The sequence below is a fragment of the Aquipuribacter nitratireducens genome (assembly GCF_037860835.1).
GTDB classification, from domain to species: domain Bacteria; phylum Actinomycetota; class Actinomycetes; order Actinomycetales; family JBBAYJ01; genus Aquipuribacter; species Aquipuribacter nitratireducens.
Map to the genome: position 1 here is coordinate 561,459 of NZ_JBBEOG010000002.1, position 25,473 is coordinate 586,931.

General features: G+C 74.6%; 25 protein-coding genes. 22 read left to right on the plus strand and 3 right to left on the minus strand.

Translation table 11 applies throughout. From position 1 onward, the window contains the following. Positions 1-119: 119 nt before the first annotated feature. From rplS to whiG, 13 genes are all read left to right on the plus strand, one after another. On the plus strand, positions 120-473 hold the full coding sequence (gene rplS, locus WAB14_RS06005; protein WP_340268346.1) for a 50S ribosomal protein L19: 354 nt from the start codon (positions 120-122) through the stop codon (positions 471-473). A 97-nt stretch (positions 474-570) separates the two neighbouring features. Further along, a complete protein-coding gene (gene lepB, locus WAB14_RS06010) occupies positions 571-1,317 on the plus strand; it encodes a signal peptidase I (RefSeq protein ID WP_340268348.1) in 747 nt (248 codons plus the stop codon). After that, positions 1,314-2,144 (plus strand): ribonuclease HII, encoded by an 831-nt coding sequence (locus WAB14_RS06015; RefSeq protein ID WP_340268350.1) that lies wholly within the window; start codon positions 1,314-1,316, stop codon positions 2,142-2,144. The genes lepB and WAB14_RS06015 overlap by 4 nt, the downstream gene beginning before the upstream one ends. A gap of 50 nt (positions 2,145-2,194) precedes the next feature. Continuing rightward, positions 2,195-3,394 (plus strand): GAF domain-containing protein, encoded by a 1,200-nt coding sequence (locus WAB14_RS06020; protein ID WP_340268352.1) that lies wholly within the window; start codon positions 2,195-2,197, stop codon positions 3,392-3,394. Between the two features lie 101 nt (positions 3,395-3,495). Beyond that, on the plus strand, positions 3,496-5,019 hold the full coding sequence (gene adh / locus WAB14_RS06025; protein ID WP_340268354.1) for an aldehyde dehydrogenase: 1,524 nt from the start codon (positions 3,496-3,498) through the stop codon (positions 5,017-5,019). A gap of 77 nt (positions 5,020-5,096) precedes the next feature. After that, the gene (locus WAB14_RS06030) at positions 5,097-5,525 is read left to right on the plus strand and encodes a DUF779 domain-containing protein (protein ID WP_340268356.1); all 429 of its coding nucleotides are present in this window, start codon (positions 5,097-5,099) and stop codon (positions 5,523-5,525) included. Next, entirely contained in the window at positions 5,522-6,436 is a 915-nt protein-coding gene (locus WAB14_RS06035) for an NmrA family NAD(P)-binding protein (protein ID WP_340268507.1), read from the plus strand. Before WAB14_RS06030 ends, WAB14_RS06035 begins: the two co-directional genes overlap by 4 nt. Continuing rightward, positions 6,433-6,753 (plus strand): DUF2469 domain-containing protein, encoded by a 321-nt coding sequence (locus WAB14_RS06040; RefSeq protein WP_340268358.1) that lies wholly within the window; start codon positions 6,433-6,435, stop codon positions 6,751-6,753. Before WAB14_RS06035 ends, WAB14_RS06040 begins: the two co-directional genes overlap by 4 nt. Before the next feature lie 114 nt (positions 6,754-6,867). Further along, positions 6,868-7,263 (plus strand): YraN family protein, encoded by a 396-nt coding sequence (locus WAB14_RS06045; RefSeq protein WP_340268360.1) that lies wholly within the window; start codon positions 6,868-6,870, stop codon positions 7,261-7,263. A 17-nt stretch (positions 7,264-7,280) separates the two neighbouring features. After that, positions 7,281-8,783: a YifB family Mg chelatase-like AAA ATPase gene (locus tag WAB14_RS06050; RefSeq protein WP_340268509.1), complete on the plus strand. Its 1,503-nt coding sequence runs from the start codon at positions 7,281-7,283 to the stop codon at positions 8,781-8,783. Beyond that, positions 8,780-10,003, plus strand: a complete 1,224-nt coding sequence (locus WAB14_RS06055; protein ID WP_340268362.1) for a DNA-processing protein DprA — start codon at positions 8,780-8,782, stop codon at positions 10,001-10,003. Before WAB14_RS06050 ends, WAB14_RS06055 begins: the two co-directional genes overlap by 4 nt. Positions 10,004-10,007: 4 nt before the next feature. Further along, positions 10,008-10,973 carry a tyrosine recombinase XerC gene (locus WAB14_RS06060; protein WP_340268364.1) on the plus strand — a complete coding sequence of 322 codons (966 nt, stop codon included), beginning with the start codon at positions 10,008-10,010 and terminating at the stop codon, positions 10,971-10,973. A 95-nt stretch (positions 10,974-11,068) separates the two neighbouring features. Further along, positions 11,069-12,001, plus strand: a complete 933-nt coding sequence (gene whiG, locus WAB14_RS06065) for an RNA polymerase sigma factor WhiG (RefSeq protein WP_340268366.1) — start codon at positions 11,069-11,071, stop codon at positions 11,999-12,001. A 420-nt stretch (positions 12,002-12,421) separates the two neighbouring features. On the opposite strand, the gene WAB14_RS06070 is transcribed toward whiG, so the two are convergent. After that, positions 12,422-13,015 carry a peptidoglycan DD-metalloendopeptidase family protein gene (locus tag WAB14_RS06070; protein ID WP_340268368.1) on the minus strand — a complete coding sequence of 198 codons (594 nt, stop codon included), beginning with the start codon at positions 13,013-13,015 and terminating at the stop codon, positions 12,422-12,424. A gap of 344 nt (positions 13,016-13,359) precedes the next feature. Between WAB14_RS06070 and rpsB the strand changes: the two genes are divergently transcribed. The 5 genes from rpsB (at position 13,360) to WAB14_RS06095 (ending at position 17,638) form a co-directional block, all read left to right on the plus strand. Next, positions 13,360-14,334, plus strand: a complete 975-nt coding sequence (gene rpsB / locus WAB14_RS06075; protein ID WP_340268370.1) for a 30S ribosomal protein S2 — start codon at positions 13,360-13,362, stop codon at positions 14,332-14,334. Positions 14,335-14,420: 86 nt separating this feature from the next. Beyond that, positions 14,421-15,251 carry a translation elongation factor Ts gene (tsf, locus tag WAB14_RS06080; protein WP_340268372.1) on the plus strand — a complete coding sequence of 277 codons (831 nt, stop codon included), beginning with the start codon at positions 14,421-14,423 and terminating at the stop codon, positions 15,249-15,251. Between the two features lie 157 nt (positions 15,252-15,408). Then, positions 15,409-16,128 (plus strand): UMP kinase, encoded by a 720-nt coding sequence (gene pyrH / locus WAB14_RS06085; RefSeq protein WP_340268511.1) that lies wholly within the window; start codon positions 15,409-15,411, stop codon positions 16,126-16,128. A gap of 39 nt (positions 16,129-16,167) precedes the next feature. Then, the gene (gene frr, locus WAB14_RS06090; protein WP_340268374.1) at positions 16,168-16,725 is read left to right on the plus strand and encodes a ribosome recycling factor; all 558 of its coding nucleotides are present in this window, start codon (positions 16,168-16,170) and stop codon (positions 16,723-16,725) included. 1 nt (position 16,726) lies between these two features. Further along, positions 16,727-17,638: a phosphatidate cytidylyltransferase gene (locus tag WAB14_RS06095; RefSeq protein WP_340268376.1), complete on the plus strand. Its 912-nt coding sequence runs from the start codon at positions 16,727-16,729 to the stop codon at positions 17,636-17,638. 234 nt (positions 17,639-17,872) lie between these two features. On the opposite strand, the gene WAB14_RS06100 is transcribed toward WAB14_RS06095, so the two are convergent. Continuing rightward, positions 17,873-20,302: a phosphoketolase family protein gene (locus tag WAB14_RS06100; protein ID WP_340268378.1), complete on the minus strand. Its 2,430-nt coding sequence runs from the start codon at positions 20,300-20,302 to the stop codon at positions 17,873-17,875. A gap of 100 nt (positions 20,303-20,402) precedes the next feature. On the opposite strand from WAB14_RS06100, the gene rlmN reads away from it, so the two are divergent. Further along, positions 20,403-21,509: a dual-specificity RNA methyltransferase RlmN gene (gene rlmN / locus WAB14_RS06105; RefSeq protein WP_340268513.1), complete on the plus strand. Its 1,107-nt coding sequence runs from the start codon at positions 20,403-20,405 to the stop codon at positions 21,507-21,509. Then, positions 21,506-22,042: a DivIVA domain-containing protein gene (locus tag WAB14_RS06110; protein WP_340268380.1), complete on the plus strand. Its 537-nt coding sequence runs from the start codon at positions 21,506-21,508 to the stop codon at positions 22,040-22,042. The genes rlmN and WAB14_RS06110 overlap by 4 nt, the downstream gene beginning before the upstream one ends. 29 nt (positions 22,043-22,071) lie before the next feature. Here WAB14_RS06110 and WAB14_RS06115 read toward each other — a convergent pair whose 3' ends face one another. Continuing rightward, a complete protein-coding gene (locus tag WAB14_RS06115) occupies positions 22,072-22,476 on the minus strand; it encodes a pyridoxamine 5'-phosphate oxidase family protein (RefSeq protein WP_340268382.1) in 405 nt (134 codons plus the stop codon). A 72-nt stretch (positions 22,477-22,548) separates the two neighbouring features. On the opposite strand from WAB14_RS06115, the gene WAB14_RS06120 reads away from it, so the two are divergent. After that, positions 22,549-24,039, plus strand: coding sequence for an NAD-dependent succinate-semialdehyde dehydrogenase (locus WAB14_RS06120; RefSeq protein ID WP_340268384.1), 1,491 nt, complete (start codon positions 22,549-22,551; stop codon positions 24,037-24,039). Positions 24,040-24,129: 90 nt separating this feature from the next. Continuing rightward, positions 24,130-25,467 carry an FG-GAP repeat domain-containing protein gene (locus WAB14_RS06125; protein WP_340268386.1) on the plus strand — a complete coding sequence of 446 codons (1,338 nt, stop codon included), beginning with the start codon at positions 24,130-24,132 and terminating at the stop codon, positions 25,465-25,467. The last annotated feature ends 6 nt before the right edge of the window (positions 25,468-25,473 follow it).

Consider the following 25,473-nt stretch of genomic DNA (forward strand, 5'->3'; position numbering starts at 1 on the left):
GCAGGGGGAGCCGGCCACCACCCGGGCCCGCGTGGCCCGCACCCACACCACGTCAGCACCCTGAGCCGGGCCCCGCCCGGTGAGGCCGGTGGCCTGCGGCACCGACCGGGAAGGCAGCCATGCACACCCTCGACGCCCTGGACAGCGCCCAGCTGCGCACCGACGTCCCCGAGTTCCGCGCCGGCGACACCGTCAAGGTGCACGTGAAGGTCGTCGAGGGCAACCGCTCCCGCATCCAGGTCTTCGCCGGCGTCGTCATCCGCCGCCAGGGCGGGGGCGTGCGCGAGACCTTCACGGTCCGCAAGGTGAGCTTCGGTGTCGGCGTCGAGCGGACGTTCCCGCTGCACTCCCCGGTCATCGACCACATCGAGGTCGCCAGCCGCGGCATCGTCCGCCGCGCGAAGCTGTACTACCTGCGCGAGCGCCGCGGCAAGGCCGCGCGCATCCGCGAGCGTCGCGACAGCACGTCCTGAGGCGGGCGGGCCCGGTCGGGGGGACGCAGGCGTGACGGGCCACGCCGAGGGGGGCAGTCGAGCGCTGGGCGACCAGCCAGGCAGGGAGGACGCGCCGGTGGGAACGGTCCCCGACCCGTCGGCGCCGCGCGAGCGGCCCCGGCGCCGCTCCGCCGCAGAGCCGCCCCGCGGTCTCGGGGCGCGTGTGCGCCGCGACCTCGCCGAGGTGGGCGCCACGGTCCTCGTCGCCCTCGCGATCGCCGTCGTCGTCAAGACCTTCCTCGTCCAGCCGTTCTTCATCCCGTCGGAGTCGATGGAGGAGACGCTGCTCGTCGGCGACCGGGTCCTCGTCTCCAAGCTCGAGCCGGGCCCCGGCACGCTCGAGCGCGGCGACGTCGTCGTCTTCGTCGACCCGGGCGGCTGGCTGCCGCCCCAGGCGTCCGAGCCCGCGCTCCACGTGCGGCTGCTCACGTTCGTGGGGCTGCTCCCGGCGAACTCCGGCGAGCACCTCATCAAGCGCGTCATCGGGCTGCCCGGCGACACCGTCGAGTGCTGCGACGACGAGGGTCGTGTCCTCGTGAACGGGGAGCCGCTCGACGAGCCGTACCTGTACCCCGGCGACGACCCGTCGTCGCTGGAGTTCGCCGTCGAGGTCCCCGAGGGGCGCCTGTGGGTGCAGGGCGACCACCGCTCGGTCTCCGAGGACTCCCGCTACCAGCTCGGCCAGCCCGGCGGCGGGATGGTGCCGCTGCAGAACGTCGTGGGACGCGCCGTCCTCGTCATGTGGCCCTTCGACCGCTTCACGACCCTGCCGACGCCCGCGGACGTCTTCGACGAGGTCGGCGGGCTCGACGGCGTCTCGTGACGTCCCGCCCGCCGGCACCCGGCTCCCGGCCGTCCCTGCGGCTGGCGCGCGCGAGCCTGCGCGAGCACGCCCTCACGTGGGTCGGCGGGATGGACGAGGTCGGTCGCGGTGCTCTCGCGGGTCCGGTGACGGTGGGCGTCGTCGTCGTCGACGCCGCCACCCGCTCGGCGCCCCCGGGCCTCGACGACTCGAAGCGGCTCACCGCGCTGCAGCGCGAACGGCTTGTCCCGCACCTGCAGCGATGGGCGCCCATGTGGGCCGTCGGGCACGCCGACAACGAGGAGATCGACGCCTGGGGCATCCTGCTCGCGCTGCGGGTGGCGGGGCTGCGCGCGCTGGCCGCCCTCCCCGTGCCGCCGGAGCGGCTCCTCCTCGACGGCACCTACGACTGGCTGCACCGGCCGCAGCCCCTCGACGAGCAGGGCGACCTGCTCGACGGCCTGCTCGGCGAGGCGGCGGCCCAGGCGCCGGTCGGACCGCGGCGCATCCCCGCCCCGCACGTGCCCGACGTGCCGTGGGAGCTCGAGCGCCTCGCGTCCCGCGCCCCCCACGTCGACCTGCTGCCGAAGGCGGACCGTCGCTGCGCCGCCGTCGCCGCGGCCTCGGTGCTGGCGAAGGTCGAGCGCGACCGTCTCATGGCCTCGTGGGGGGAGGAGGACACCCGCTGGGGCTGGGGCGCCAACAAGGGCTACAGCGCGCCGGAGCACCTCGCGGCCCTGCGCGTGCACGGGCCGTGCGAGCGGCACCGGCGCTCGTGGAACCTGCGCGTCCTCGCGGAGCGCGCCACCGACGCCCCTGCGCAGGCGGGGGACCCCGTGCGAGACTGACGACGGTCGGCGCCGACGCCGCCCGTCCCGTCCCCTCCGCCGGAGGCCCGGTGCCCGACGCCGCCCGCGAACCGCTCGACGGTCCCGCGCGCCCCGTGGTCGAGGAGTCGTGGCAGCGCTGCCGCGCGCTGGGCGTCGACCCCGACCACCCCGACCTCGACGTCGACATCGACGACGGCACGCTCGCCGAGCTGCGCCGGGAGCACCCGTTGTCCCGGGCGATGCCCCTGCTCACGCGGCTGCTCGCCGACGACGCCGACGCGGGGCACGTGCTCGCGGTCTCCGACGCCGACGGCCGCCTCCTCCACGTCGTCGGCGACGCCGGCGTCCGGCGCCGCATGGCGGCGCTCGGGTTCACGCCGGGCGCGGTGTGGGACGAGCGGCACGCCGGCACCAACGCGCCCGGCACCGCGCTGGCCGTCGACGCGCCCGTCCAGATCGTGTCCGGGGAGCACTGGGCGACGCCGGTGCACCCGTGGTCGTGCTCGGCGGCTCCGGTGCACGACGCCGAGGGCCGTGTCGTCGGCGCCGTCGACCTCACCGGTGGTCGGGAGGTCGCCTCCCGCTACGCCCTCGCGCTCGTCCGCGCCGCCGTGACCGCGGTCGAGGAGCGGCTCGTGCAGCGTCCCCCCGCCCCGCCCGGCGGCACGGCCGCCGGGGACCGGGCCCCGTGGCTGCAGCTGCTGGGGACCGACCGGCCCCGGCTGCACGTGGGGGAGCGGGCCGTCGCCCTCACGCCGCGGCATGCGGAGATCCTCCTCCTGCTGTCGCGGCAGCGGTCGGGGGTCAGCGGCGACGTCCTCGCGGCGTCGTTGAGCGAGCAGCTGCTGTCGCCGGTGACGGTGCGCGCCGAGGTCTCGCGCCTGCGGGTCGTCCTGCGCCGGGCGCTCGGTGCCGACGCGGTCGGCACGCGGCCCTACCGGCTGCTCGTCCCCCTGCGCAGCGACGCCGACGACGTCGCGGCGGCCGTGGCCCGCGGTGCCCACCGGCGGGCGCTCGAGCTCTACGACGGGCCGCTGCTGCCCGGGAGCGAGGCACCGGTGGCCCTGAGCGCACGCCACGAGCTCGAGGGCACGCTCCGCGCGACGGTGCTGACGTCCGGGTCGACGGAGACCGTGTGGCGCTGGGCGAGCGGGCCCGGTGACGACGACGTCGAGGCGTGGCAGCGGCTCGTCCGCGAGCTGCCGTACGCCTCACCGCGGCGGGCGCAGGCCCGCGCGCGGCTGGAGGCGCTGCGCCGCGAGCCGTAGCCGCTCCTGCCGCCGGGCGTGCAACCCCTGTGCAACGACGTCCACCTAGCGTCGGCGACGCGAGGCCGGCGAGGGCGCCGGCCCGGATGGGAGGCACCGACGTGACCGTCTACAGCGCGCCCGGCACCGAGGGCAGCGTCGCGAGCTACGACAGCCGGTACGACAACTGGATCGGGGGCGAGTGGGTCGCCCCGGTCAGGGGCCGGTACTTCGAGAACCCGAGCCCCGTCACGGGCAGGCCGTTCACCGAGATCGCCCAGAGCACCGCCGAGGACGTCGACCTCGCCCTCGACGCCGCCCACAAGGCGGCGCCCGCCTGGGGGAGGACCTCGCCGGCGGAGCGGGCGGTGATCCTCAACAGGATCGCCGACCGCATGGAGGAGAACCTCGAGAGGCTCGCCGTCCTCGAGACGTGGGACAACGGCAAGGCGGTCCGCGAGACCCTCGCGGCGGACATGCCGTTGGCGATCGACCACTTCCGCTACTTCGCCGGTGCCCTGCGCGCGCAGGAGGGGCACCTGTCGCAGCTGGACGACGACACCGTGGCGTACCACTTCAAGGAGCCGCTGGGCGTCGTCGGGCAGATCATCCCGTGGAACTTCCCCATCCTCATGGCGACGTGGAAGCTCGCCCCCGCGCTCGCGGCGGGCAACGCGGTCGTCATCAAGCCCGCCGAGCAGACCCCGGCGTCGATCATGGAGCTCGTCAAGCTGATCGGCGACCTGCTGCCCGACGGCGTCCTCAACATCGTCAACGGCTTCGGCGTCGAGGCCGGCAAGCCGCTGGCCAGCAGCAACCGGGTCGCCAAGGTCGCCTTCACCGGTGAGACGACGACCGGGCGGCTGATCATGCAGTACGCGAGCCAGAACCTCATCCCCGTCACGCTCGAGCTCGGGGGCAAGAGCCCCAACGTCTTCTTCGAGGACGTCGCCCGCGCCGACGACGAGTTCTACGACAAGTGCCTCGAGGGGTTCACGATGTTCGCCCTCAACCAGGGCGAGGTCTGCACGTGCCCCTCGCGCGGCCTGATCCAGGAGTCGATCTACGACAAGTTCCTCGCCGACGCGACGGAGCGGACCAAGCACGTCACGCAGGGCAATCCGCTCGACACCGACACGATGATGGGCGCGCAGGCCAGCAACGACCAGCTGGAGAAGATCCTGTCGTACATCGAGATCGGCAAGCAGGAAGGCGCCCGGGTCGTCACCGGCGGGGAGCGCGCCGACCTCGGCGGCGACCTGTCCGACGGCTACTACGTCACCCCGACGATCTTCGAGGGCCGCAACGACATGAGGATCTTCCAGGAGGAGATCTTCGGCCCCGTCGTGTCCGTCACGTCGTTCCGCGACTACGACCACGCGATGGAGATCGCCAACGACACGCTGTACGGCCTCGGCGCGGGCGTGTGGACGCGCGACATCACCACGGCCTACCGCGCCGGTCGGGAGATCAAGGCCGGGCGCGTGTGGACGAACTGCTACCACGACTACCCGGCGCACGCGGCGTTCGGCGGGTACAAGCAGTCGGGCATCGGCCGCGAGAACCACCAGATGATGCTCGACCACTACCAGCAGACGAAGAACCTCCTCGTCAGCTACCGCCCGAACAAGCTCGGCTTCTTCTGAGCCGACGACCCACGCCCCCGGCGCCGGTGACGGTCACCGGCGCCGGGGGGCACCACCGACCGGAGGGGAGGTACACCGTGACGGAACGGACCGGTCAGGTCGACGGGCAGGTGGACGGCGTCCGGCGCGTCGACGTGAGCGAGGCCGCCGCGGCGCTGCTGCGCGACCTCACCGAGGAGCACGGGCCGCTGATGTTCCACCAGTCCGGTGGCTGCTGCGACGGCAGCTCCCCGATGTGCTACCCGGACGGCGACTTCCTCACCGGGCCGTCCGACGTCCACCTCGGCACGCTCGACATCGGCGCCGAGCGGCCCGTCGACGTGTGGATGTCGCGCTCGCAGTTCGGCTACTGGAAGCACACCCACCTCACGATCGACGTCGTCCCGGGCCGCGGGGCCGGCTTCAGCGTCGAGGCCCCTCGCGGGGTCCGCTTCCTCATCCGCTCGCGGCTCCTCACCGACGCCGAGAGCGACTGGCTCGAGGAGCACGAGGGAGCCGGCACCTGAGCCCGCGCCGCGCCGACGGCCCGCTCGTCGTCACCGGCGCCACGGGGACCGTGGGAGCCCCGGTGGTGCGGGCGCTCGTGGCCGCGGGCGCGGACGTCCGGGCGGCGGTGCGACCGGGCGGGCCGGCGGTCCCGCCGGGTCCTGCCGAGGAGGTGCCCTTCGACTGGCAGGACGAGGCGACGTGGAGGCCGGCGTTCGCCGGTGCGCACTCCGTCTTCGTCGTGCGCCCGCCGCAGCTGGGCCGCCCGCGCACGCACATGCTGCCGGCCCTGGCAGCGGCCCGGGAGGCCGGCGTGCGCCACCTCGTCCTGCTGTCCCTGCAGGGGGCGGAGGGCAACCGGGTCGTCCCCCACGCGACGCTCGAGCGGTGGATGCGCGGCAGCGGGGTCCCGTGGACCTTCGTGAGGCCGTCCTTCTTCATGCAGAACCTCACCGGCACCCACCGGGACGAGATCCGGGACCTGAGCACGCTCGTGGTTCCCGCCGGCTCGGGTCGCACGGCCCTCGTCGACGCGCTCGACGTCGCGGACGTCGCGGCGGCGGCGCTCCTCGACCCGACGGAGCACGCCGGACGGGCGTGGACGCCGACCGGGCCGGAGGCGCTGACGTACGACGAGGTCGCCGCGGTCCTGTCGGCGGAGCTGGGGCGCGAGATCCGGTACGCGCGGCCCGGCCTGCTCCGCTACGCCCGGCACGCGCGGGCCTCCGGCATGCCGTGGGGCATGGTGGCGGTGACGTCCGGCATCTACACGGTCGCCCGGCTCGGTCGGGCCGGCGGGCTGACCGACGACGTCCGGCGCCTCACGGGTCGGTCGCCGAGGGACCTGCGCCACTTCGTCGCACGCGAGCGCGCGGCGTGGTCGACCGCGGGACGGACGACCGGCTCCTCCGGTGCCACGATGGACCCGTGAGCGCGGAGGACCTGGAGAAGTACGAGGCCGAGCTCGAGCTGCAGCTGTACCGCGAGTACCGCGACGTCGTCGGGCTGTTCTCCTACGTCGTGGAGACCGAGCGCCGGTTCTACCTCGCGAACGGCGTCGAGGTCACCCCGCACGGCGCCGACGGGGAGGTGTGGTTCGAGGTGCACCTCACCGACGCGTGGGTGTGGGACCTCTACCGGCCGGCGCGCTTCGTCAAGGACGTCCGCGTCGTGACGTTCCGCGACGTCAACGTCGAGGAGATGGCGAAGTCGGACCTGCAGGTGCCCAAGGCCGGGTTCGGCCGCTGACGCCAGGTCCTCGCCGGCGGAGGTCGTTCCCACAGACCCCGTAGGCCCGCCGTCGTCCACAGGCAAGCGTCCGTGCGGCCCCCCCGGTGCGGCCCCGTTCGGCACCGTCCTGCCATGACGACGCAGGCGGAGAAGGCGGCCGTGGGACGCCTGGGTGAGGATCTCGCGGTCGAGCTCCTCACCTCGCAGGGCTGGCGGGTGCTGCGGCGCAACTGGCGCAGCCCCGTGCGGGAGTGCCCCGGCGAGCTCGACGTCGTGGCCGTGGACCCGGACGGCGCGGTCGTCGTCGTCGAGGTGCGCACGCGTCGCGGCAGTGCCTGCGGGACGGCGCTGGAGTCGGTGACCCCCGGCAAGGTCCGCCGGCTGCGGCGGCTGTTCGCGGCGTGGTGGTCCTCCCTGCCGCCGGACGACCGTGGTCCCCGCGGGGCCGGTGCCCGGATCGACGTGGTGGCCGTCCAGCTCGCCCCCGGCGCCGTGCCGCAGCTGGAGCACGTGCGGGGTGTAGGGTGACCCGCCTCGGGCGCACCGTGTGTGCCGCCCTCGTCGGTCTCGAGGGGCACCTCGTGAGCGTCGAGGCCCACGTCAGCCCCGGTCTCGTCCACTGGGTCGTCGTCGGTCTGCCCGACGCGGGGGTGCTCGAGGCGCGCGACCGGGTCCGCTCCGCCCTCGTCGCGAGCGGCTGGACGCCGCCGCAGGCCCGGCTGACGGTCAACCTGTCCCCGGCCGGGCTCCCCAAGTCCGGCACGACCTTCGACCTGGCGGTCGCCGTCGCCGTCCTCGCGGCGATGGGTGAGGTGCCGGAGGGCGTCGCCCGCGTGGGGCACGTCGGCGAGCTCGGTCTCGACGGCAGCGTCCGCGCCGCGCCGGGGGTGCTGCCGGCCGTCCTCGGCCTGCGCCGGGCCGGTGTCCGTGACGTCGTCGTGCCCGCCGCCGCCGCAGGAGAGGCCGCCCTCGTCCCGGGGGTGCGCGTCCACGGTGTCGCGACTCTCCGCGAGGCGGCGCTGCTGCACCGCGGCGGGCTCCCGGCCCGACGAGCGCCGGAGCCCGTCACCGCGCCGAGCGCCTCGCAGCCCGACCTCCGCGACGTCGTCGGCCAGCCGGTGGGGCGACGGGCGCTCGAGGTGTGCGCGGCCGGGGGGCACCACCTGTTCCTCCTCGGGCCCCCGGGCTCGGGCAAGACGATGCTCGCCTCCCGGCTGCCGGGGATCCTGCCGGACCTCGACGACGAGGACGCCCTCACCGCCACGGCCGTCCACAGCCTCGCAGGCACGCTGCCGGGGCCCGTGCTGCTGCGCCGCCCGCCGTTCGAGGACCCCCACCACACCGCCAGCGTCGCGGCGGTCGTCGGTGGCGGGTCCGGGCTGCCCCGGCCCGGGGCCGCGAGCCGCGCCCACGCCGGCGTCCTGTTCCTCGACGAGAGCCCCGAGTTCCGCAAGGGCGTGCTCGACGCACTGCGGCAGCCGCTCGAGCAGGGCGTGGTCGAGGTGCAGCGGGCCAGGGGGTCGGCCCGGCTGCCCGCCCGCTTCCAGCTCGTGCTCGCCGCCAACCCCTGCCCCTGCGGCCACGCCGGCTCGACGGTCCGCGACCTGCGGTGCACGTGCACCCCGCAGACGCGACGCGGGTACCTGTCGCGGCTGTCGGGGCCGCTGCTGGACCGGATCGACGTGCAGGTCGACGTCCCCCCGGTGGCGGTCGGTCGCTGGGCGGCCGCGGCTGACGGCGAGGGGAGCGACGTCGTCGCCCGTCGCGTCCGCGGTGCCCGTGCGGCGGCGGTCGGCCGCTGGGGAGGGGCCGTCCGCTCGAACTCGCAGATCCCGTCCCCGGTGCTGCGCAGTGCCCGCTACCGGCCCTCGCGCGCCGTGCTCGCGCCCCTGCTGGCGGGGGTGGAGCGGGGGAGCCTCACCGCCCGGGGCTTCGACCGGCTGCTCCGCGTCGCGTGGACCCTCACCGACCTCGCCGGCCGGGACCGCCCGGGCGAGGACGAGGTGGCGGAGGCGCTGACGCTGCGCACGACCGCCGGTGCGGCGTGAGCGGCTCCGGCCGCGCCGGCGGCGCCTCCCTCGCCGACGACGAGCGGTCCGCCCGTGCCCACCTGTCGCGTGTCGTCGAGCCCGGCGACGTCACGCTGCCACGGCTGCTGGGAGAGCACGGGTGGCGCGGTTGCGTGCGCCGGCTCGTCGACGGCAGGGCGCCGGAGGTGTGGCAGGAACGGCACGACCGGCTCGACGTCGCCACGTCCGACCTGCTCGCGACCGCCTCACGGCAGGGGATCCGGGTCGTGGTCCCGGGCGACCCATCGTGGCCGGCCGGGCTCTACGACCTCGACGAGTGGTCCGCCGCGCCCGCGTGCCTGTGGGTCCGCGGGGAGCTGCCGGGCGCCGACCGCGCCCCGGTCGCCGTCGCCCTCGTGGGGGCGCGCGCGTGCACCGCGTACGGCCAGCACGTCGCCGAGGACATCGCGGCCGGGCTCGTCGAGCACGGGTGGACGGTGGTGTCGGGGGCGGCCTACGGCATCGACGCCGCCGCGCACCGGGGTGCCGTCGCCGCGGCGTCCGGCGGTGGGGACCCCGCCTCCGGGCTCCCGACGGTCGCCGTGCTCGCGGGCGGCGTCGACCGCGCGTCACCCGCGGGTCACGAGCGGCTGCTGGGGGCCGTGCTCGACGCCGGCGGGGCCGTGGTCGCCGAGGTGCCGCCCGGCACCCGACCGGCCCCGCACCGCTTCCTCCTCCGCAACCGCCTCATCGCGGCCTGGTCGAGAGCCACGGTCGTGGTGGAGGCGGGCCACCGGTCAGGCGCCCTGTCCACGGTGCGCTCCGCCGTGGCGCTTGGCCGGGACGTCGGGGCGGTCCCGGGTCCGGTGACCTCGGGGCTGTCCGCGGGCTGCAACGCGCTCCTCCGCGAGTCGGTCCCGTGCATCCGGGACGCCGCCGACGTCGTGGGCCTCGTCGAGCCGTGGTCGCAGCAGTCCCTCGACCTCGCCGAGCACGTCGTCGCGGTCCCGCCCGCGGACGGCGTCCCCGTGCAGTCCCGCCGGGACGAGGACGCGAGGGAGGGCAGCGAGCGGGTGCTCCAGGCGCTTCGCCGCACCGCCTGGCGGGACGTCGGCGCGCTCGTCGTCGCGACCGGGCTCCCGGCTCGTGACGTCGCGGTGGCCCTCGGGCGGCTGGAGCTCGCCGGGCTGGTGGAGCGGTCGCAGGGACGGTGGCGGCGTGGCGCTGCGGTAGGGGCCGGTGACGGCGTGGTCCCATGACCGGGTGGGCGGGCACGGGCCGCGTGGCGGTGACGACGGGCGGCACGCCGGGGCGGGGGTCGACGTCCCCGCGGGCGGCGACGCGGCCCTCGAGGCCTTCCTCCGCTGGCTCCAGTGGGAGCGGGGACGCTCGAGGGCCACGGTCCGGGCCTACCGCTCCGACGTCTCGTCCTTGCTCGGGCACGCCGCCGCGCAGGGGTGCGCCGGGTTGAGGGACCTCTCCACCGCGCACCTCAGGACGTGGCTCGCCGAGGGCCAGCGCGCCGGCTGGTCGCGGTCGACGACCGCCCGGCGGTCGGCCGCGGCGCGCTCGTTCACCGCCTGGTCGGCGCGGCAGGGCCTGCTGCCGCGCGACCCGGGCGGACGACTGGCGTCGGCGCGCCGGGCCCGGCACCTGCCCCGCGTGCTCGAGGCCGCCGAGGCCCGCCGTCTGTGCGAGGCCGCCGAGGCCCGCGCGGACGCCGGCCCCCTCGGCCTGCGGGACCACGCCCTCGTCGAGCTGCTCTACGCCACCGGGGCCCGGGTCGGCGAGGTCGTGGGAGCCGACCTCGCGGACGTCGACCGGGGCCGGCGGTCCCTCCTCGTGACGGGCAAGGGAGACAAGCAGCGCGTGGTGCCTCTCGGTCTCCCGGCGCTGCGGGCGCTCGACGCGTGGCTCACCAGGGGTCGCCCCGCTGTGGCCGGACCACGGTCGCCGGACGCGCTCTTCCTCGGCGCCCGCGGAGGCCGGCTCGACCAGAGACAGGCCCGTAGCGCGGTGACGAGGGTGGCGCGGGCGGCCGGCCTCGACGACGTGCACCCGCACGCGCTCCGGCACAGCGCCGCCACCCACGTCCTCGACGGTGGTGCTGACCTGACCTCCGTACAGGAGTTGCTCGGTCACGCTACGCTCACGACGACCGAGATCTACACCCACGTGTCGCAGGCCCGGCTCCTGGCGGCGTACCACCGCGCTCACCCGCGGGCGTGAGGACGGGGAGGGACTGCATGGCTCGAGCGACGTCCACCTCGGGCGACCGAGGGCCCGGGGGGTCGCGGACGCGGGCAGGGACCACGACACCCTCCATGTCGACGTCGCCGGAGGTCATCGACCTCGCGGGGACGGAGGACGACCCGGACGCCCACGGGGACCCGGACGGGGAGTCGAGCGAGGAGCTGGACGCGGACCTCGAGGCGGACCTCGACGCGACCGAGGACCCGGCGCAAGCAGCCGCCGACGCGAAGGCCGACGCCGAGGCCGTCGTCCGTGCGATGTGGCAGGACTACAAGACCACCGGCGACCGCGCCGTCCGGGACCGTCTGATCCTCCACTACTCGCCGCTCGTCAAGTACGTCGCGGGTCGCGTCGGGGTGGGGCTGCCGGCGAACGTCGAGCACGCCGACCTCGTCTCCTACGGCGTCTTCGGGCTCATCGACGCCATCGACAAGTACGACCCCGAGCGGGCCATCAAGTTCGAGACGTACGCGATCTCCCGCATCCGCGGCGCCATCATCGACGAGCTGCGGTCGATCGACTGGATCCCCCGGTCGGTCCGCAGCAAGTCCCGCGAGGTCGAGCGCGCCTACGCCGCCCTCGAGGCCGAGCTGCACCGCAGCCCCACCGAGCAGGAGGTCGCGGACCGGCTCGGGATCGCCATCACCGACCTGCACCAGATCTTCTCGAAGGTCTCGTACGCCAACGTCGTCGCGCTCGACGAGCTCATGCACGCCGGCAGCGAGCGCGGGGACTCCCTCACGCTCGGCGACACGCTCAAGGACGCGAAGGCGGAGGACCCCGTCGCGGCGTTCGAGACGCAGGAGACGAAGTTCCTGCTGTCCCGGGCGGTCAACCTCCTGCCCGAGCGCGAGAAGATCGTCGTGACGCTCTACTACTACGAGGGCCTCACGCTCGCGGAGATCGGCCGGGTCCTCGGGGTGACCGAGTCGCGGATCTGCCAGATGCACACGAAGGCCGTCATGCAGCTGCGCGCCAAGCTGAGCGCGGCCGGGGACGGCTGACGCGCCTCCGCGTCAACCCGGGTCGCGTCACCCACGTCGCGCGTCGGGTGACGTCACCGGGGGAGGTCCGCATCGAGGACCTCGACCTCGACCTCGACCGACCGTGTTCGGCGGGGCGGACGCCGACGAGCAGGGCCTCGTGACCCGCATCGACGTCTTCGGTGCCCGGTCCTTCTCCGTCCGCGACGCCGCCGGACGCGCGGTGTCCGACTCCGGCGACGACGTCCAGCGCATCATCGACGACCTGGTCGAGGCCGGTGAGCTGCCGCGGGACGCGTTCGACGCGGACAACGCGGAGAACGGCTCCGTCGACACCCGCCACCGTCGTCGACGACGTCACTGCCAAGGACCTTGCCGGCGACCTGGCGGCGAACGGCGTCGTCGGCAACGAGGTGTCCGGTACCACCACCAGGTACGCCGTCACCGGACGCTGAGCGACCGGCCGGCGGCGGTCGCACCGTCCCGGGTGTCCGGGCCCCGCGGCAGCAGCCGGACCGGTCCGGTCCGACCCAGCCACCACCACGGGTCGACGTAGCGACCGGCGACCCGCACCCCCCAGTGCAGGCAGGCGGACCCGCACCCCGGGTGCACCGTCCCCGGCGAACGGGTCGCCACGACCTCGCCCGCCGCCACGACAGCCCCCACCGGCACCACCGCGCTCACCGGCTCGAGCGAGTGCTGGACGAGGCCACCCGGGCCCGCGGAGGCGACGACGACCACGCCACGACCCGCGACGGCGCCTGCGAACGTCACGACCCCCGCCGCGGGGGAGACGACCTCCGCGCCCCCGGCCGCCGGCAGGTCGACGCCGCGGTGCCCGGGGCCGTACTCGTGCGGTGGCGCGACGAACGGCCGCACCCGTTCACCCGCCACCGGCGGCACCCGCGCGCCGGTGACGGCGGTGGCGGCGCCGACCGGGACGAGCCGAGCGTGGGCGGGACCGACCGGGGCCGCGGGCGCGGACCCGAGGGCGAGCGCGGCGACCACGAGGGCGGGCAGGAGCGACCAGGACATCGCCCCAGCCTGCGCGGAGGGGCTCGCCGCCCGTCGTGCGCTCCGCGGCCGCTGTGGACGGGTCCCCGCTGCGCCGGCCTGTGGGGACGTCACGACGACGGTTTGGAGCGCCGTCGGCGGGGCCGTACCATCGCACCTGCCACCGGGTCCGCCCGGTGAGCTCGCGCGCCCTCGTCCGCACCGTGCCCGCAGCCCACACGCTGAGTCGCCCGGTCGGGGGAGGTCCCCGGTCCGCCCCCCGCCAGGGGAGCGGGAGGACCACCCAGGGCGCCAGGCGCGACGCCGACCGGCGTCGCGGGACAACCGGACCGGGCGCCCGCGGGCGCCGGAAGGAGTGCGTCGGCATGGCCGTCGTCACCATGCGCCAGCTCCTCGAGAGCGGCGTCCACTTCGGGCACCAGACCCGTCGCTGGAACCCCAAGATGAAGCGCTTCATCTTCACCGAGCGCAACGGCATCTACATCATCGACCTCCAGCAGTCGCTGGAGTTCATCAACGTCGCGTACGACTTCATCAAGCAGACCGTCGCCCACGGCGGCACGGTGATGTTCGTCGGCACGAAGAAGCAGGCCCAGGAGCCGGTGGCCACGCAGGCCGCCCGGGTCGGTATGCCCTACGTCAACCAGCGCTGGCTCGGCGGCATGCTGACGAACTTCCAGACCGTGTCGAAGCGCCTCCAGCGCCTCCGCGAGCTCGAGACGATCGACTTCGACGACGTCGCCGCCTCCGGCCTCACGAAGAAGGAGCTCCTCGTGCTCCGCCGTGAGAAGGAGAAGCTCGAGAAGACCCTCGGCGGTCTCCGCGACATGAGCAAGATCCCGAGCGCGGTGTGGGTCGTCGACACGAAGAAGGAGCACCTCGCCGTCAGCGAGGCGAAGAAGCTCGGCATCCCCGTCATCGCGATCCTCGACACCAACTGCGACCCCGACGAGGTCGACTACAAGATCCCGGGCAACGACGACGCGATCCGCTCCGTCGCGCTGCTCACCCGCGTGGTCGCCGACGCCGTCGCCGACGGTCTCGTCGCCCGCTCCGGCGGCGGCGACACCGCGACCGCGGAGGAGCCGCTCGCCGAGTGGGAGCGCGAGCTCCTCGCCACGGGCGACGCCCAGGCCGCCGCGAGCGAGCCCGCCACGGCCGGCGGCATCGAGGCGGCCGCGGCCCCCGTCGCGCAGCCCGACGCGAGCGAGGCCGCCGAGGAGGTCGCCCAGACCCCCGCCGACGAGACCCCCGCGACCCAGTCGCCGGTCTCGGAGACCCCGACCGCGGAGACCGCGGCCGCCGACGGCACCACGGCGGCGCAGCCCTCGCAGTCCTGACCTGATCCTCCCGGGGCGACGCACCGCACGACGGCGCCCAGCCCCGGGAGGCCACCCCCACCGCAGACACCACCGGAGGAGAGTCCGTGCCCAGCTACACCGCCGCCGACATCAAGGCCCTGCGCGAGCGCACGGGTGCCGGCATGCTCGACGTCAAGAAGGCGCTCGACGAGGCCGAGGGCGACACCGCCAAGGCCGTCGACATCCTGCGCGTCAAGGGCCTCAAGGGCGTGACGAAGCGCGAGGGCCGCAGCGCGAGCAACGGCCTCGTCGCCGCGCACGTCGAGGGCGGCACGGGCGTCCTCGTCGAGGTCAACTGCGAGACCGACTTCGTCGCGAAGGGCGAGACGTTCCAGGCGCTCGCCCAGCAGGTCCTCGACGCCGCCGTCAGCAGCGGCGCCGCCGACGCCGAGGCGCTCGCCTCGGTCGACGCGGGCGACGGCCGTACCGTCCAGCAGCTGCTCGACGACGGCAACGCCACCATCGGGGAGAAGCTCGTCCTGCGCCGGGTCGCCCGCGTCGAGGGCGACCAGGTCGCGAGCTACCTGCACCGCACGAGCCCCGACCTGCCCCCGCAGATCGGCGTCCTCGTCGCCTTCTCCGGCGACGACGCCGCCACGGCCCGCGACGTCGCGCTCCACACCGCCGCCATGTCCCCCCGCTACCTCACGACCGACGAGGTCCCCGAGGAGCAGCTCGAGGCCGAGCGGCGCATCGCCCACGAGACCGCCGTCAACGAGGGCAAGCCCGAGCAGGCGCTGCCGAAGATCGTCGAGGGCCGGCTCAAGGGCTACCTCAAGGAGAACGTCCTGCTCGAGCAGGCCTTCTCCAAGGACAACAAGAAGAGCGTCGGCCAGGTCCTCTCCGAGGCCGGCCTCAGCGTCTCCGCCTTCGCGCGCTTCCGCGTCGGCGCCTGACGAGCAGCACCCGGCACCACCCAGCGGCGGCGCGCCCCGGCTCCTCGGGTCGCGCCGCTGCTGGTACAACGGGCAGCACACCGAGCAGGACGGGGCCGACGTGACCACCACGACGACGACGGGGCCGACCACGGCGCCCGCCACGCAGGAGCAGGCGCTGCGCGTCCGACCGGAGGGCCGCCGCGTGCTCCTCAAGCTGTCGGGCGAGGCCTTCGGCGGGGGAGCGGTCGGGGTCGACCCGGACGTCGTCGCCCGCGTCGCGCGCGAGATCGCCGACGCCGCCGCGCGCGGTGTCCAGATCGCGATCGTCGTCGGTGGCGGCAACTTCTTCCGCGGCGCCGAGCTGTCGCAGCGCGGCATGGAGCGCTCCCGCGCGGACTACATGGGCATGCTCGGCACGGTGATGAACTGCCTGGCGCTGCAGGACTTCCTCGAGCAGGCCGGCCGGGACACGCGCGTCCAGACGGCCATCACCATGGGGCAGGTCGCCGAGCCGTACATCCCCCGCCGGGCGATCCGCCACCTCGAGAAGGGCCGGGTCGTCATCTTCGGCGCCGGTGCGGGTCTGCCGTACTTCTCGACCGACACCGTGGCGGCGCAGCGGGCGCTCGAGGTCAAGGCCGATGCCGTCCTCATGGGCAAGAACGGCGTCGACGCCGTCTACACCGCGGACCCGCGGACGGACCCGACGGCGACCCGGCTGGAGCACCTCACGTACGGGGACGCGCTTCGCGAGGGCCTCAAGGTCGTCGACGCGACCGCCTTCAGCCTCCTCATGGACAACCGCCTGCCGATGGTCGTCTTCGGCATGGAGGGCGCGGGCGATGTCACGCGCGCGCTGGTGGGTGAGAGGATCGGGACGCTCGTCACCGGCTGACCCGCCGATGACGCCTGCCCAGGACGGAAGGAACCCGACGTGATCGACGAGGCCCTGCTCGAGGCCGAGGACAAGATGGACAAGGCCGTCCAGGTCGTGAAGGAGGACTTCGCGGGAATCCGGACGGGCCGGGCGAACCCCGGCATGTTCTCCAAGATCATGGTCGACTACTACGGCGCCCCCACGCCCCTGCAGCAGCTCGCGTCCTTCCAGATCCCCGAGGCGCGCATCGTCCTGGTCTCGCCGTACGACCGCAGCGCGATGGGCGCGGTCGAGCGGGCGCTGCGCGACAGCGACCTCGGCGTCAACCCCTCCAACGACGGGAACATCATCCGCCTCGTCCTGCCGCAGCTCACCGAGGAGCGGCGCCGCGACTACATCAAGCTCGCACGCTCCAAGGCGGAGGAGGCGAGGGTGTCGGTGCGCAACATCCGCCGCCGCGCCAAGGAGGAGATCGACCGGACCGTCCGCGACGGCGAGGCGGGCGAGGACGAGGGCACCCGCGCGGAGAAGGAGCTCGAGGCCGTGACGAAGCGTCACGTCGAGCTCGTCGACGAGCTGCTCAAGGGCAAGGAAGCCGAGCTGCTGGAGGTGTGAGGTGAGCGTCCCGACGAGCCCGGGCGGCGCCGGGCCACGGCGCGTCGCGGTCGTCCCCGACACCCCCGAACCGGCACCGACCTCGGCGACGACCCGGCCCCGCGCCTCGCGGGCGGGGCGGAACCTCCCGGCCGCCGTCGCCGTCGGCACCGGACTGGGCGCGCTCGTCGCCCTCGCGCTGTTCGTCCGCAAGGAGGCGTTCGTCGTCCTCACCGCGGCGGCCATCGTGCTCGCGCTGTGGGAGCTCGCCAACGCGTTCCGCGCGCGGCGCATCCGCATCCCCGTGGTCCCCGTCGTCGTCGGGGCGGTCGGCATGCTCGCCTCCGCCTTCCTCGCCGGCGCCGAGGCGCTCTTCGTGTCGTTCGCCCTCACGGCTTTCGCGGTCCTGCTGTGGCGGGTGCTCGACGGGCCCAACCCGGTCCGCGACGTCACGGCGGGCGTCTTCACCGCCGCGTACGTGCCGTTCCTCGCCGGCTTCGCCATGCTCATGCTCGCCGCGCCGGACGGCGCCTACCGGGTGCTCGCGTTCCTCATGGTGGCCATCGGCAGCGACGTCGGTGGCTACGCCTTCGGCTCGGTGTGGGGCAAGCACCCCCTGGCTCCGAACGTGAGCCCGAAGAAGTCGTGGGAGGGGCTGCTCGGCTCGGCGGTGTTCGCCGTCGTCCTCGGCGTCCTGGGAGTGGTCCTCGGCCTCGGTGGTCCCTGGTGGGTCGGGGCGCTGCTCGGCCTCGTCGTCGTCGTCACCGCGACGGTCGGGGACCTGTCGGAGTCGCTGCTCAAGCGGGACCTCGGCATCAAGGACATGGGCAGCCTCCTGCCCGGTCACGGCGGGATCATGGACCGCCTCGACTCCCTGCTGCCGGCCGCGCCGGTCGCCTACGTGCTGCTGACGCTCCTCGTGCCCCTGCCCTGACCGCGACGAGCCCGACCGGGCCGGTGTCGGCGAGCCGGCATCCGGTCCGTCCTCCGGCCGACGGACCTCGCCCACCACGCGCGCTCGGCTTCTCCACGTAGTCGGACCGAGCTCGTGGAGGAGCCATGAACCCCCTGGCCGCACCCGTCGCCCGCACCCTGGCCGCTCGACGCGCTGCTCCTCGCCCTGCTGCTCGGGGCCACCGCGCCGTCACGTACACGTGACGACGCGTGCTCAGGGCTCCTCGCCGCCCCACACCCAGCCCCGCACCTCCGGCATGTCCTCCCCGTGCGTGCGGGTGTACCGCTTGTGCTCGACGAGCCTCGCGTACAGCTCCTCGCGGGCGTGGGCGCCGACCGCCTGCAGGCGCGGGACCCGCTCGATGACGTCCATCGCGACGTGGAAGCGGTCGATGTGGTTCACCACCGCCATGTCGAACGGCGTCGTCGTCGTGCCCTCCTCGATGTAGCCGCGCACGTGGATGTTGTCGTGGTTGGCCCGCCGGTACGTCAGCCGGTGGATGAGCCACGGGTAGCCGTGGTAGTTGAAGATCACCGGCTTGTCGGTGGTGAACAGGGAGTCGAAGCCGGCGTCGGAGAGCCCGTGCGGGTGCTCCCGGTCGGACTGCAGCCGCATGAGGTCGACGACGTTGACGAAGCGCAGGCGGAGGTCGGGGAACCAGCCGCGCAGCAGGTCGGCGGCGGCGAGCGCCTCCATCGTCGGCACGTCACCCGCGCACGCGAGGACGACGTCGGGCTCGACGCCCTCGTCGGTGCTCGCCCACCGCCAGATCCCGATGCCGTTCGTCGCGTGGACCTCGGCCGCCTCCCGGTCGAGGTACTGCGGCGACGGCTGCTTGCCCGCCACGATCACGTTGATGTACTGGCGGCTGCGGAGGCAGTGGTCGGCGACGCTCAGGAGCGTGTTGGCGTCCGGCGGCAGGTAGACCCGCACGACCTCGGCCTTCTTGTTGACGACGTGGTCGATGAACCCCGGGTCCTGGTGGCTGAACCCGTTGTGGTCCTGCCGCCACACGTGGGAGGTCAGGAGGTAGTTGAGGCTCGCAATGGGCCGGCGCCACTCGATCTCGTTCGTCGTCTTCAGCCACTTGGCGTGCTGGTTGACCATCGAGTCGACGATGTGGATGAACGCCTCGTAGCAGCTGAAGAAGCCGTGCCGTCCGGTGAGCAGGTAGCCCTCGAGCCAGCCCTGGCACGTGTGCTCGGACAGGATCTCCATGACCCGGCCGTCGGGGGCGAGCCCCGTGTCGGTGTCGAGGACCTCCTCCTGCCACGCGCGCCCGGTCACCTCGAGGATCGCCTGGAGGCGGTTGGAGTTGTTCTCGTCCGGTGCGAAGACCCGGAAGGCGCGCTCCGGCGGGGCCTTCTCGAGGTCCTTCGCCATGACGTCGCGGAGGAACTCGCCGAGGACGGCGGTCGCGCCGGCGGTGCTGCGGCCGGGGGACGGCACGTCGACGCAGTAGTCCCGCCAGTCCGGTAGGCGCAGCGAGCGACGGAGGATGCCGCCGTTCGCGTGCGGCGTCGCGCTCATGCGCCGCTCCCCGGCGGGCGACAGGCGCCGGACCAGCTCGACCGGTGCCCCGTCGTCGTCGAAGAGCTCCTCGGGGCGGTACGAGCGCAGCCACTCCTCGAGGACGCGGCGGTGGCCGTCGTCCGAGCGCGCGTCGGAGAAGGGCACCTGGTGGGAGCGCCAGTGGTCCTCGATCGGTTTCCCGTCGACGGACTTCGGTCCGGTCCAGCCCTTCGGGCTGCGCAGGACGATCATCGGCCAGCGCGGGCGACCGTCCCGACCGGAGGTGCGGGCGCGGGACTGGATGTCGGCGATCTCGTCGAGGCAGCGGTCCATCGTCCGGGCCATCGCGTGGTGCATGGCGTCGGGGTCGCTGCCGGCGACCTCGTACGGCTCCCAGCCGTTGCCGCGCAGCATCGCGTGCAGCTCCTCGGCGGGGATCCGCGCGAGCACGGTCGGTCCGGCGATCTTGTAGCCGTTGAGGTGGAGCACCGGGAGGACCGCCCCGTCGTGCACGGGGTCGAGGAACTTGTTGGAGTGCCAGCTCGTCGCGAGCGCCCCGGTCTCGGCCTCCCCGTCGCCGACGACGCACGTCACGACGAGGTCGGGGTTGTCGAAGGCCGCCCCGAACGCGTGCGAGAGCGCGTACCCGAGCTCACCGCCCTCGTGGATCGACCCGGGCGTCTCGGGGGCGACGTGGCTCGGGATGCCGCCGGGGAAGGAGAACTGCGTGAACAGCCGCCGCATGCCCGCCTCGTCCTGCGGCACGTCGGGGTAGACCTCGCTGTACGTGCCGTCGACCCACGCGGCGGCGACGGGTCCCGGTCCGCCGTGGCCGGGCCCCATGACGTACATCATCTCGAGGTCGCGCTGCAGGATGACGCGGTTGCAGTGCGCCTGGATGAAGTTGAGTCCCGGCGTGGTGCCCCAGTGCCCCAGCAGCCGCGGCTTGGTGTGCTCCGGCGCGAGCGGCTCCCGCAGCAGCGGGTTCCCCATGAGGTAGATCTGCCCGACGGACAGGTAGTTGGTCGCGCGCCACCACGCCTGGAGCGCCTCGAGCTCCTCGGGTGGCAGGTACGGCTCGCGCAGGTCGACGGTGGCGGTGGTCTCGCTCGTCTCGCTCGTCTGGCTCACGGTGACCAGCGAACCCCGGGCACGCCCCCGCGACAACAGGACGTAGGTCCGGGCAGGCGCCCGGGCACGGCACACTGGGCCCGTGCCCGTCGAGCTCGTCATGGCCCCACCGCGTCGCGGCAAGCCCCCGCAGCACCTCGCCGACCTCACGGGCGAGGAGCGCGCCGCCGCCGTCGTCGCGGCGGGGCTGCCCCGGTACCGCGCCCAGCAGCTGTCCCGCCACTACTTCGCGCGCTTCACCTCCGACGCCGCCGCGATGACCGACCTCCCGGCGGCCGAGCGCGACGCGGTGGTCGCCGCTGTCCTCCCGTCGCTGCTCACGCAGGTGCGCCGCCTGGAGGCGGACCACGGCGCGACCGTCAAGACGCTGTGGCGGCTCTTCGACGGCTCCCTCGTCGAGAGCGTCCTCATGCACTACTCCGACCGCACGACGCTGTGCCTGTCGAGCCAGGCGGGCTGCGGGATGGCGTGCCCCTTCTGCGCCACCGGCCAGCAGGGTCTCACCCGCAACCTGTCGGCCGCCGAGATCGTCGACCAGGTGGTCCGCGCATCCGCGGCGACCGGCCGTCGTGTGAGCAACGTCGTGTTCATGGGCATGGGGGAGCCGCTCGCGAACTACGGCTCCGTCGTGACGGCCCTGCGCCGCATGACCGACCCCGCACCGGAGGGGCTCGGGATCTCCGCCCGCCACGTCACGGTGTCGACCGTCGGCCTCGTCCCGGCGGTCGAGCGCCTCGCCGCCGAGGGCCTCCCCGTCACGCTGGCCGTCAGCCTCCACACCCCGGACGACGACCTCCGCGACGAGCTCGTCCCCATCAACACCCGCCACAAGGTCGGGGAGCTGCTCGACGCGGCCCGGCACTACTTCGAGGTGACCGGGCGGCGCGTCAGCATCGAGTACGCCCTCATCCGCGACGTCAACGACCACGCGTGGCGCGCCGACCTGCTCGCGAAGGAGCTCAACCGCCGCGGTCGTGGCTGGGTCCACGTCAACCCCATCCCCCTCAACCCCACGCCGGGGTCGCGCTGGACGGCCTCCGACCCCCGCGTCGAGCACGAGTTCGTGCGGCGGCTGCGCGCGGCGGGCATCCCCACCACTGTCCGGGACACCCGCGGCCGCGACATCGACGGGGCGTGCGGGCAGCTCGCCGCCCAGGACCTCGTCCAGCCGCGCGAGGACGCCGGGGCAGAGGGCGGCGGCGCGTGAGCGGCGAGCTGTTCCACCGAGCCGGGGCCCTCCGCAAGGGCTACGACCGCTCCCAGGTCGAGGACTTCCTCGACCGCGCGAAGCAGGTGTGGGACGACGGCGGCCCGCCCGGTTCCGTGACCTCTTGGCACGTGCGGACCGTCGGCTTCGACCTGCGGAGGCGCGGGTACGACGTCGCCGCCGTCGACGAGGCCCTCGACCGCATCGAGGACGCCTTCGTCCAGCGGGAGGAGCGCGCCGGGCCGACGTCGTGGCGCGAGACCGAGGAGGCGGTCCTCGCGCGGCTCGAGCGGCAGGACGGGCACCGGTTCCCCCGCGGGCGGGGCCTGCGCCTCGGCTACCGCGTCGACGAGGTCGACGCCCTGTGCGAGCGGGTGCGCGGCCACCTCGTGCTGGGGGAGTCCCTCCACGTCGACGACGTCCGTGCGTCCGTGTTCCGGGGGTCCCGCGGCTCCCGCGGTTACCGCGAGGCGCCGGTCGACGCCTACCTCGACCGGGTGGTCGACGTCATGCGCAGGCGCGGCTCCGGCTGACCTGCGCGCGCGTGCCGCGGAACGGCCGGTCACCGTCCGGGCAGCTCGAGCAGACCGAGGACCCGGTCCACGCTGATCTCGACGGCGACGCGCGAAGGGCGCTCGCGCGGCGGCCGGTACCGCTCGGTGTACCGCCGCACGGCCTCGGCGACCCGGTCCGGGTCGTCGGTCACCACGCCGGTGCCCTCGAGGGTCAGCCACCTCCACCCCTCGACCTGGCAGAGGGTGAGCCGGGAGCCGCGCTGGACGTTGCGGACCTTCTGCGTACCGGGGCTCGTGATGACGCGGGCGAGGCCCGCGTCGTCGTCCCACGTGAAGCCGACGGGGACCGTGTGGATCGTGCCGTCGGCGCGCAGCCCGGACAGGGTGGCGAGGTGACGCTCGGCGAGGAAGTCGAGGGCGGCCGGTGGCAGGGCACGCGGGTCGAGGGCCACGGCGCCCAGGGTGGCACGCCTCGGCGCGGGGGGCTCGCGACAGCGTCCGGCGGTCGCAGTACTGTCCGCGACGTGAGCACCGACGCCACCCCCGCCGCCGTCACCCCCGAGCGCGAGCGCGACGTCGTCGCCGCCGTCCCCACGGGGCTCCTGGTCGCCGGCGCGTGGCGCGACGCCTCCGGCGGGGGGACCCTCGCGGTCGACGACCCGGCGACGGGCCGCACGCTCACCGAGGTCGCCGACGCGACCGCCGACGACGCCCGGGCAGCGCTCGACGCCGCCGTCGCCGCGCAGGCCGACTGGGCCGCCACCGCGCCGCGCGAGCGCGGGGAGCTGCTGCGGCGCGCCTTCGAGCTCACGACCGAGCGCGCCGAGGACCTCGCCCTCCTCATGACCCTGGAGATGGGCAAGCCGCTGGCGGAGTCCCGGGGCGAGGTGGCGTACGGCGCGGAGTTCCTCCGGTGGTTCTCCGAGGAGGCCGTGCGCGCCTACGGCCGCTGGTCCACGGCACCCAACGGCGCGAGCCGGCTCCTCACGATGAAGCAGCCTGTCGGGCCCTGCTTCGCGATCACGCCGTGGAACTTCCCCCTCGCCATGGCGACCCGCAAGATCGGTCCCGCCCTCGCGGCCGGCTGCACGATGATCCTCAAGCCGGCGGCGCAGACCCCGCTCACCGCCCTCGCCTTCGCCCAGGTCCTCCTCGACGCCGGGCTGCCCGACGGTGTCGTGCAGGTCCTCACGACCCGGAGCGCGGGGGACCTCACGGCGCCGCTGCTCGCCGACGCCCGCCTGCGCAAGCTCACCTTCACCGGGTCGACGCCGGTCGGCAAGCGCCTCGTCGCGCAGGCGGCCGACAACCTCCAGCGGGTCTCCATGGAGCTGGGGGGCAACGCGCCGTTCCTCGTCTTCCGCGACGCCGACGTCGAGGCGGCCGTGGAGGGCGCCGTCCTCGCGAAGATGCGGAACATCGGGGAGGCGTGCACCGCGGCCAACCGCTTCCTCGTCCACGCCGACGTGGCGGAGGACTTCTCACGCGGGCTGGCCGAGCGGCTGGCCGCCATGCCCGTCGGGCGCGGCACCGAGCCCGACAGCAAGGTGGGACCCCTGATCACCCGCGAGGCCAGGGCCGACGTCCACGCACTGGTCGCCGAGGCCGTCGAGGGCGGTGCCCGGGTGCTCACCGGCGGGGAGCCGCTCGACGGACCCGGCGCCTTCTACCCGCCGACCGTCCTCACCGAGGTGCCTCGGCAGGCCCGGATCCGCACGGAGGAGATCTTCGGGCCGGTCGCGCCCGTCGGCACCTTCACCGACGACGACGACGCGGTCGCCACCGCCAACGCGACCGAGTACGGCCTCGTCGCGTACGTGTACACGCGCGACGTCTCCCGCGCCGTCCGCGTCGCGGAGGGACTGCAGTTCGGGATGGTCGGGCTCAACCAGGGCGTCGTGTCGAACCCTGCCGCGCCGTTCGGAGGGGTCAAGGCGTCCGGGTTCGGGCGCGAGGGCGGTGCCGAGGGCATCGAGGAGTACCTCGACACGAAGTACGTCGGGCTCGCGCTCTGACCGACGCGTCGGCAGCGGGGCTTGAGTGACGCCCGTGACGTGCCGAGTCACCAGGGGTCCGTTCGCCCCCGACCACGCCGGAGGACACCGATGACCTCGACCCGACCCCGCCTGCGCGCGCTCGTGGCATGTGCCGTCGCGGCGGTCGCCGTGCTCGCCGTCGGTGCCGCGCCCGCGAGCGCCGCCCCCGCCGAGCCGCGGCCGGCATTCACCTTCTCGACGCTGCCGGAGGCGCCGTCGCGCTACCAGGGGCAGGTGTCGTGCGACCCCCGCGAGAAGCCGGGCGTCACCGCGCTGCGGGCGGTGCTGAAGGCGACGTACGGCTACGCGAACAGCGGCGGGAGCGTGCGCTCGTGCAGCCAGGGCGGGCAGAGCGAGCACAAGGAGGGGCGCGCCTACGACTGGATGCGCGACGTCGCGGTCCCCGAGCAGAAGGCGATGGCCGACGCGTTCGTGGCGTGGGCGACGGGCCCGGACCCGCGGGGGGTTGCCGGCGGGAACGCCCACCGCATGGGCGTGCAGTACCTCATCTGGAACAAGCGGATCTGGAACGCGCGCAGCGGGTGGAAGGCCTACACCGGGAGCAGCCCCCACACCGACCACGTCCACGTGTCCCTGTCGTGGGACGGCGCGTGGAAGCGCACCTCGTGGTGGGACGGCACCGTCGTCACCCGGTTCGACCAGGGCCCCTGCCAGTTCTTCGTCGGCGAGCCCGCCCGGCCGTACTCGGCGCCGAACTACTCCCCGTGCCCGGACCCCATCCCGCGGGTCGCAGGCACGTTCGCCGCGGACTTCGACGGTGACGGCCGGGACGAGGTGGGCACCTACCACAGCGGCCGCTTCGTGGTCCGGACCGCCTCGGGCCTGGTCTCGGTGCCGTTCGGTCAGCCCGGTGACCTGCCCGTGGCGGGCGACTGGGACGGCGACGGCCGCGCGGGCATCGGCGTCTTCCGCGGCGGCACGTGGTACCTGCGGCAGACGCTGACGAGCGGGCAGCCGCAGGTCAGCTTCACCTCCGGCCGCGCCGGGGACCGGCCCGTCGTCGGCGACTGGGACGGCAACGGCACCGACGAGGTGGCCGTCTTCCGCTCGGGCACGTGGTTCGTCCGCGTGTCGACGCGGCCGACCGCCGTCACCCGCACGGTCGTGTGGGGCCAGGCCGGCGACCGGGCGGTCGCGGGCGACTGGGACCGTGACGGCGCCGACGACCTCGGCCTCGTCCGCTCCAGCACGTGGTACCTCGCCGCCGACGCCTCGGCCTCCCGCCTGTTCCGGCAGGTGCGCTTCGGCTGGACGAACGGTCTGCCGGTCGCGGGGGACTGGGACGGCGACGGCCGTGACACCTTCGGCAGCCTGAAGATGGCGGAGCTCGCCCGCACGAGCAGCCCCTACGGCTGGGGCCCGGTCGTGGAGCGCGCGCCGCTGTGAGCCCGC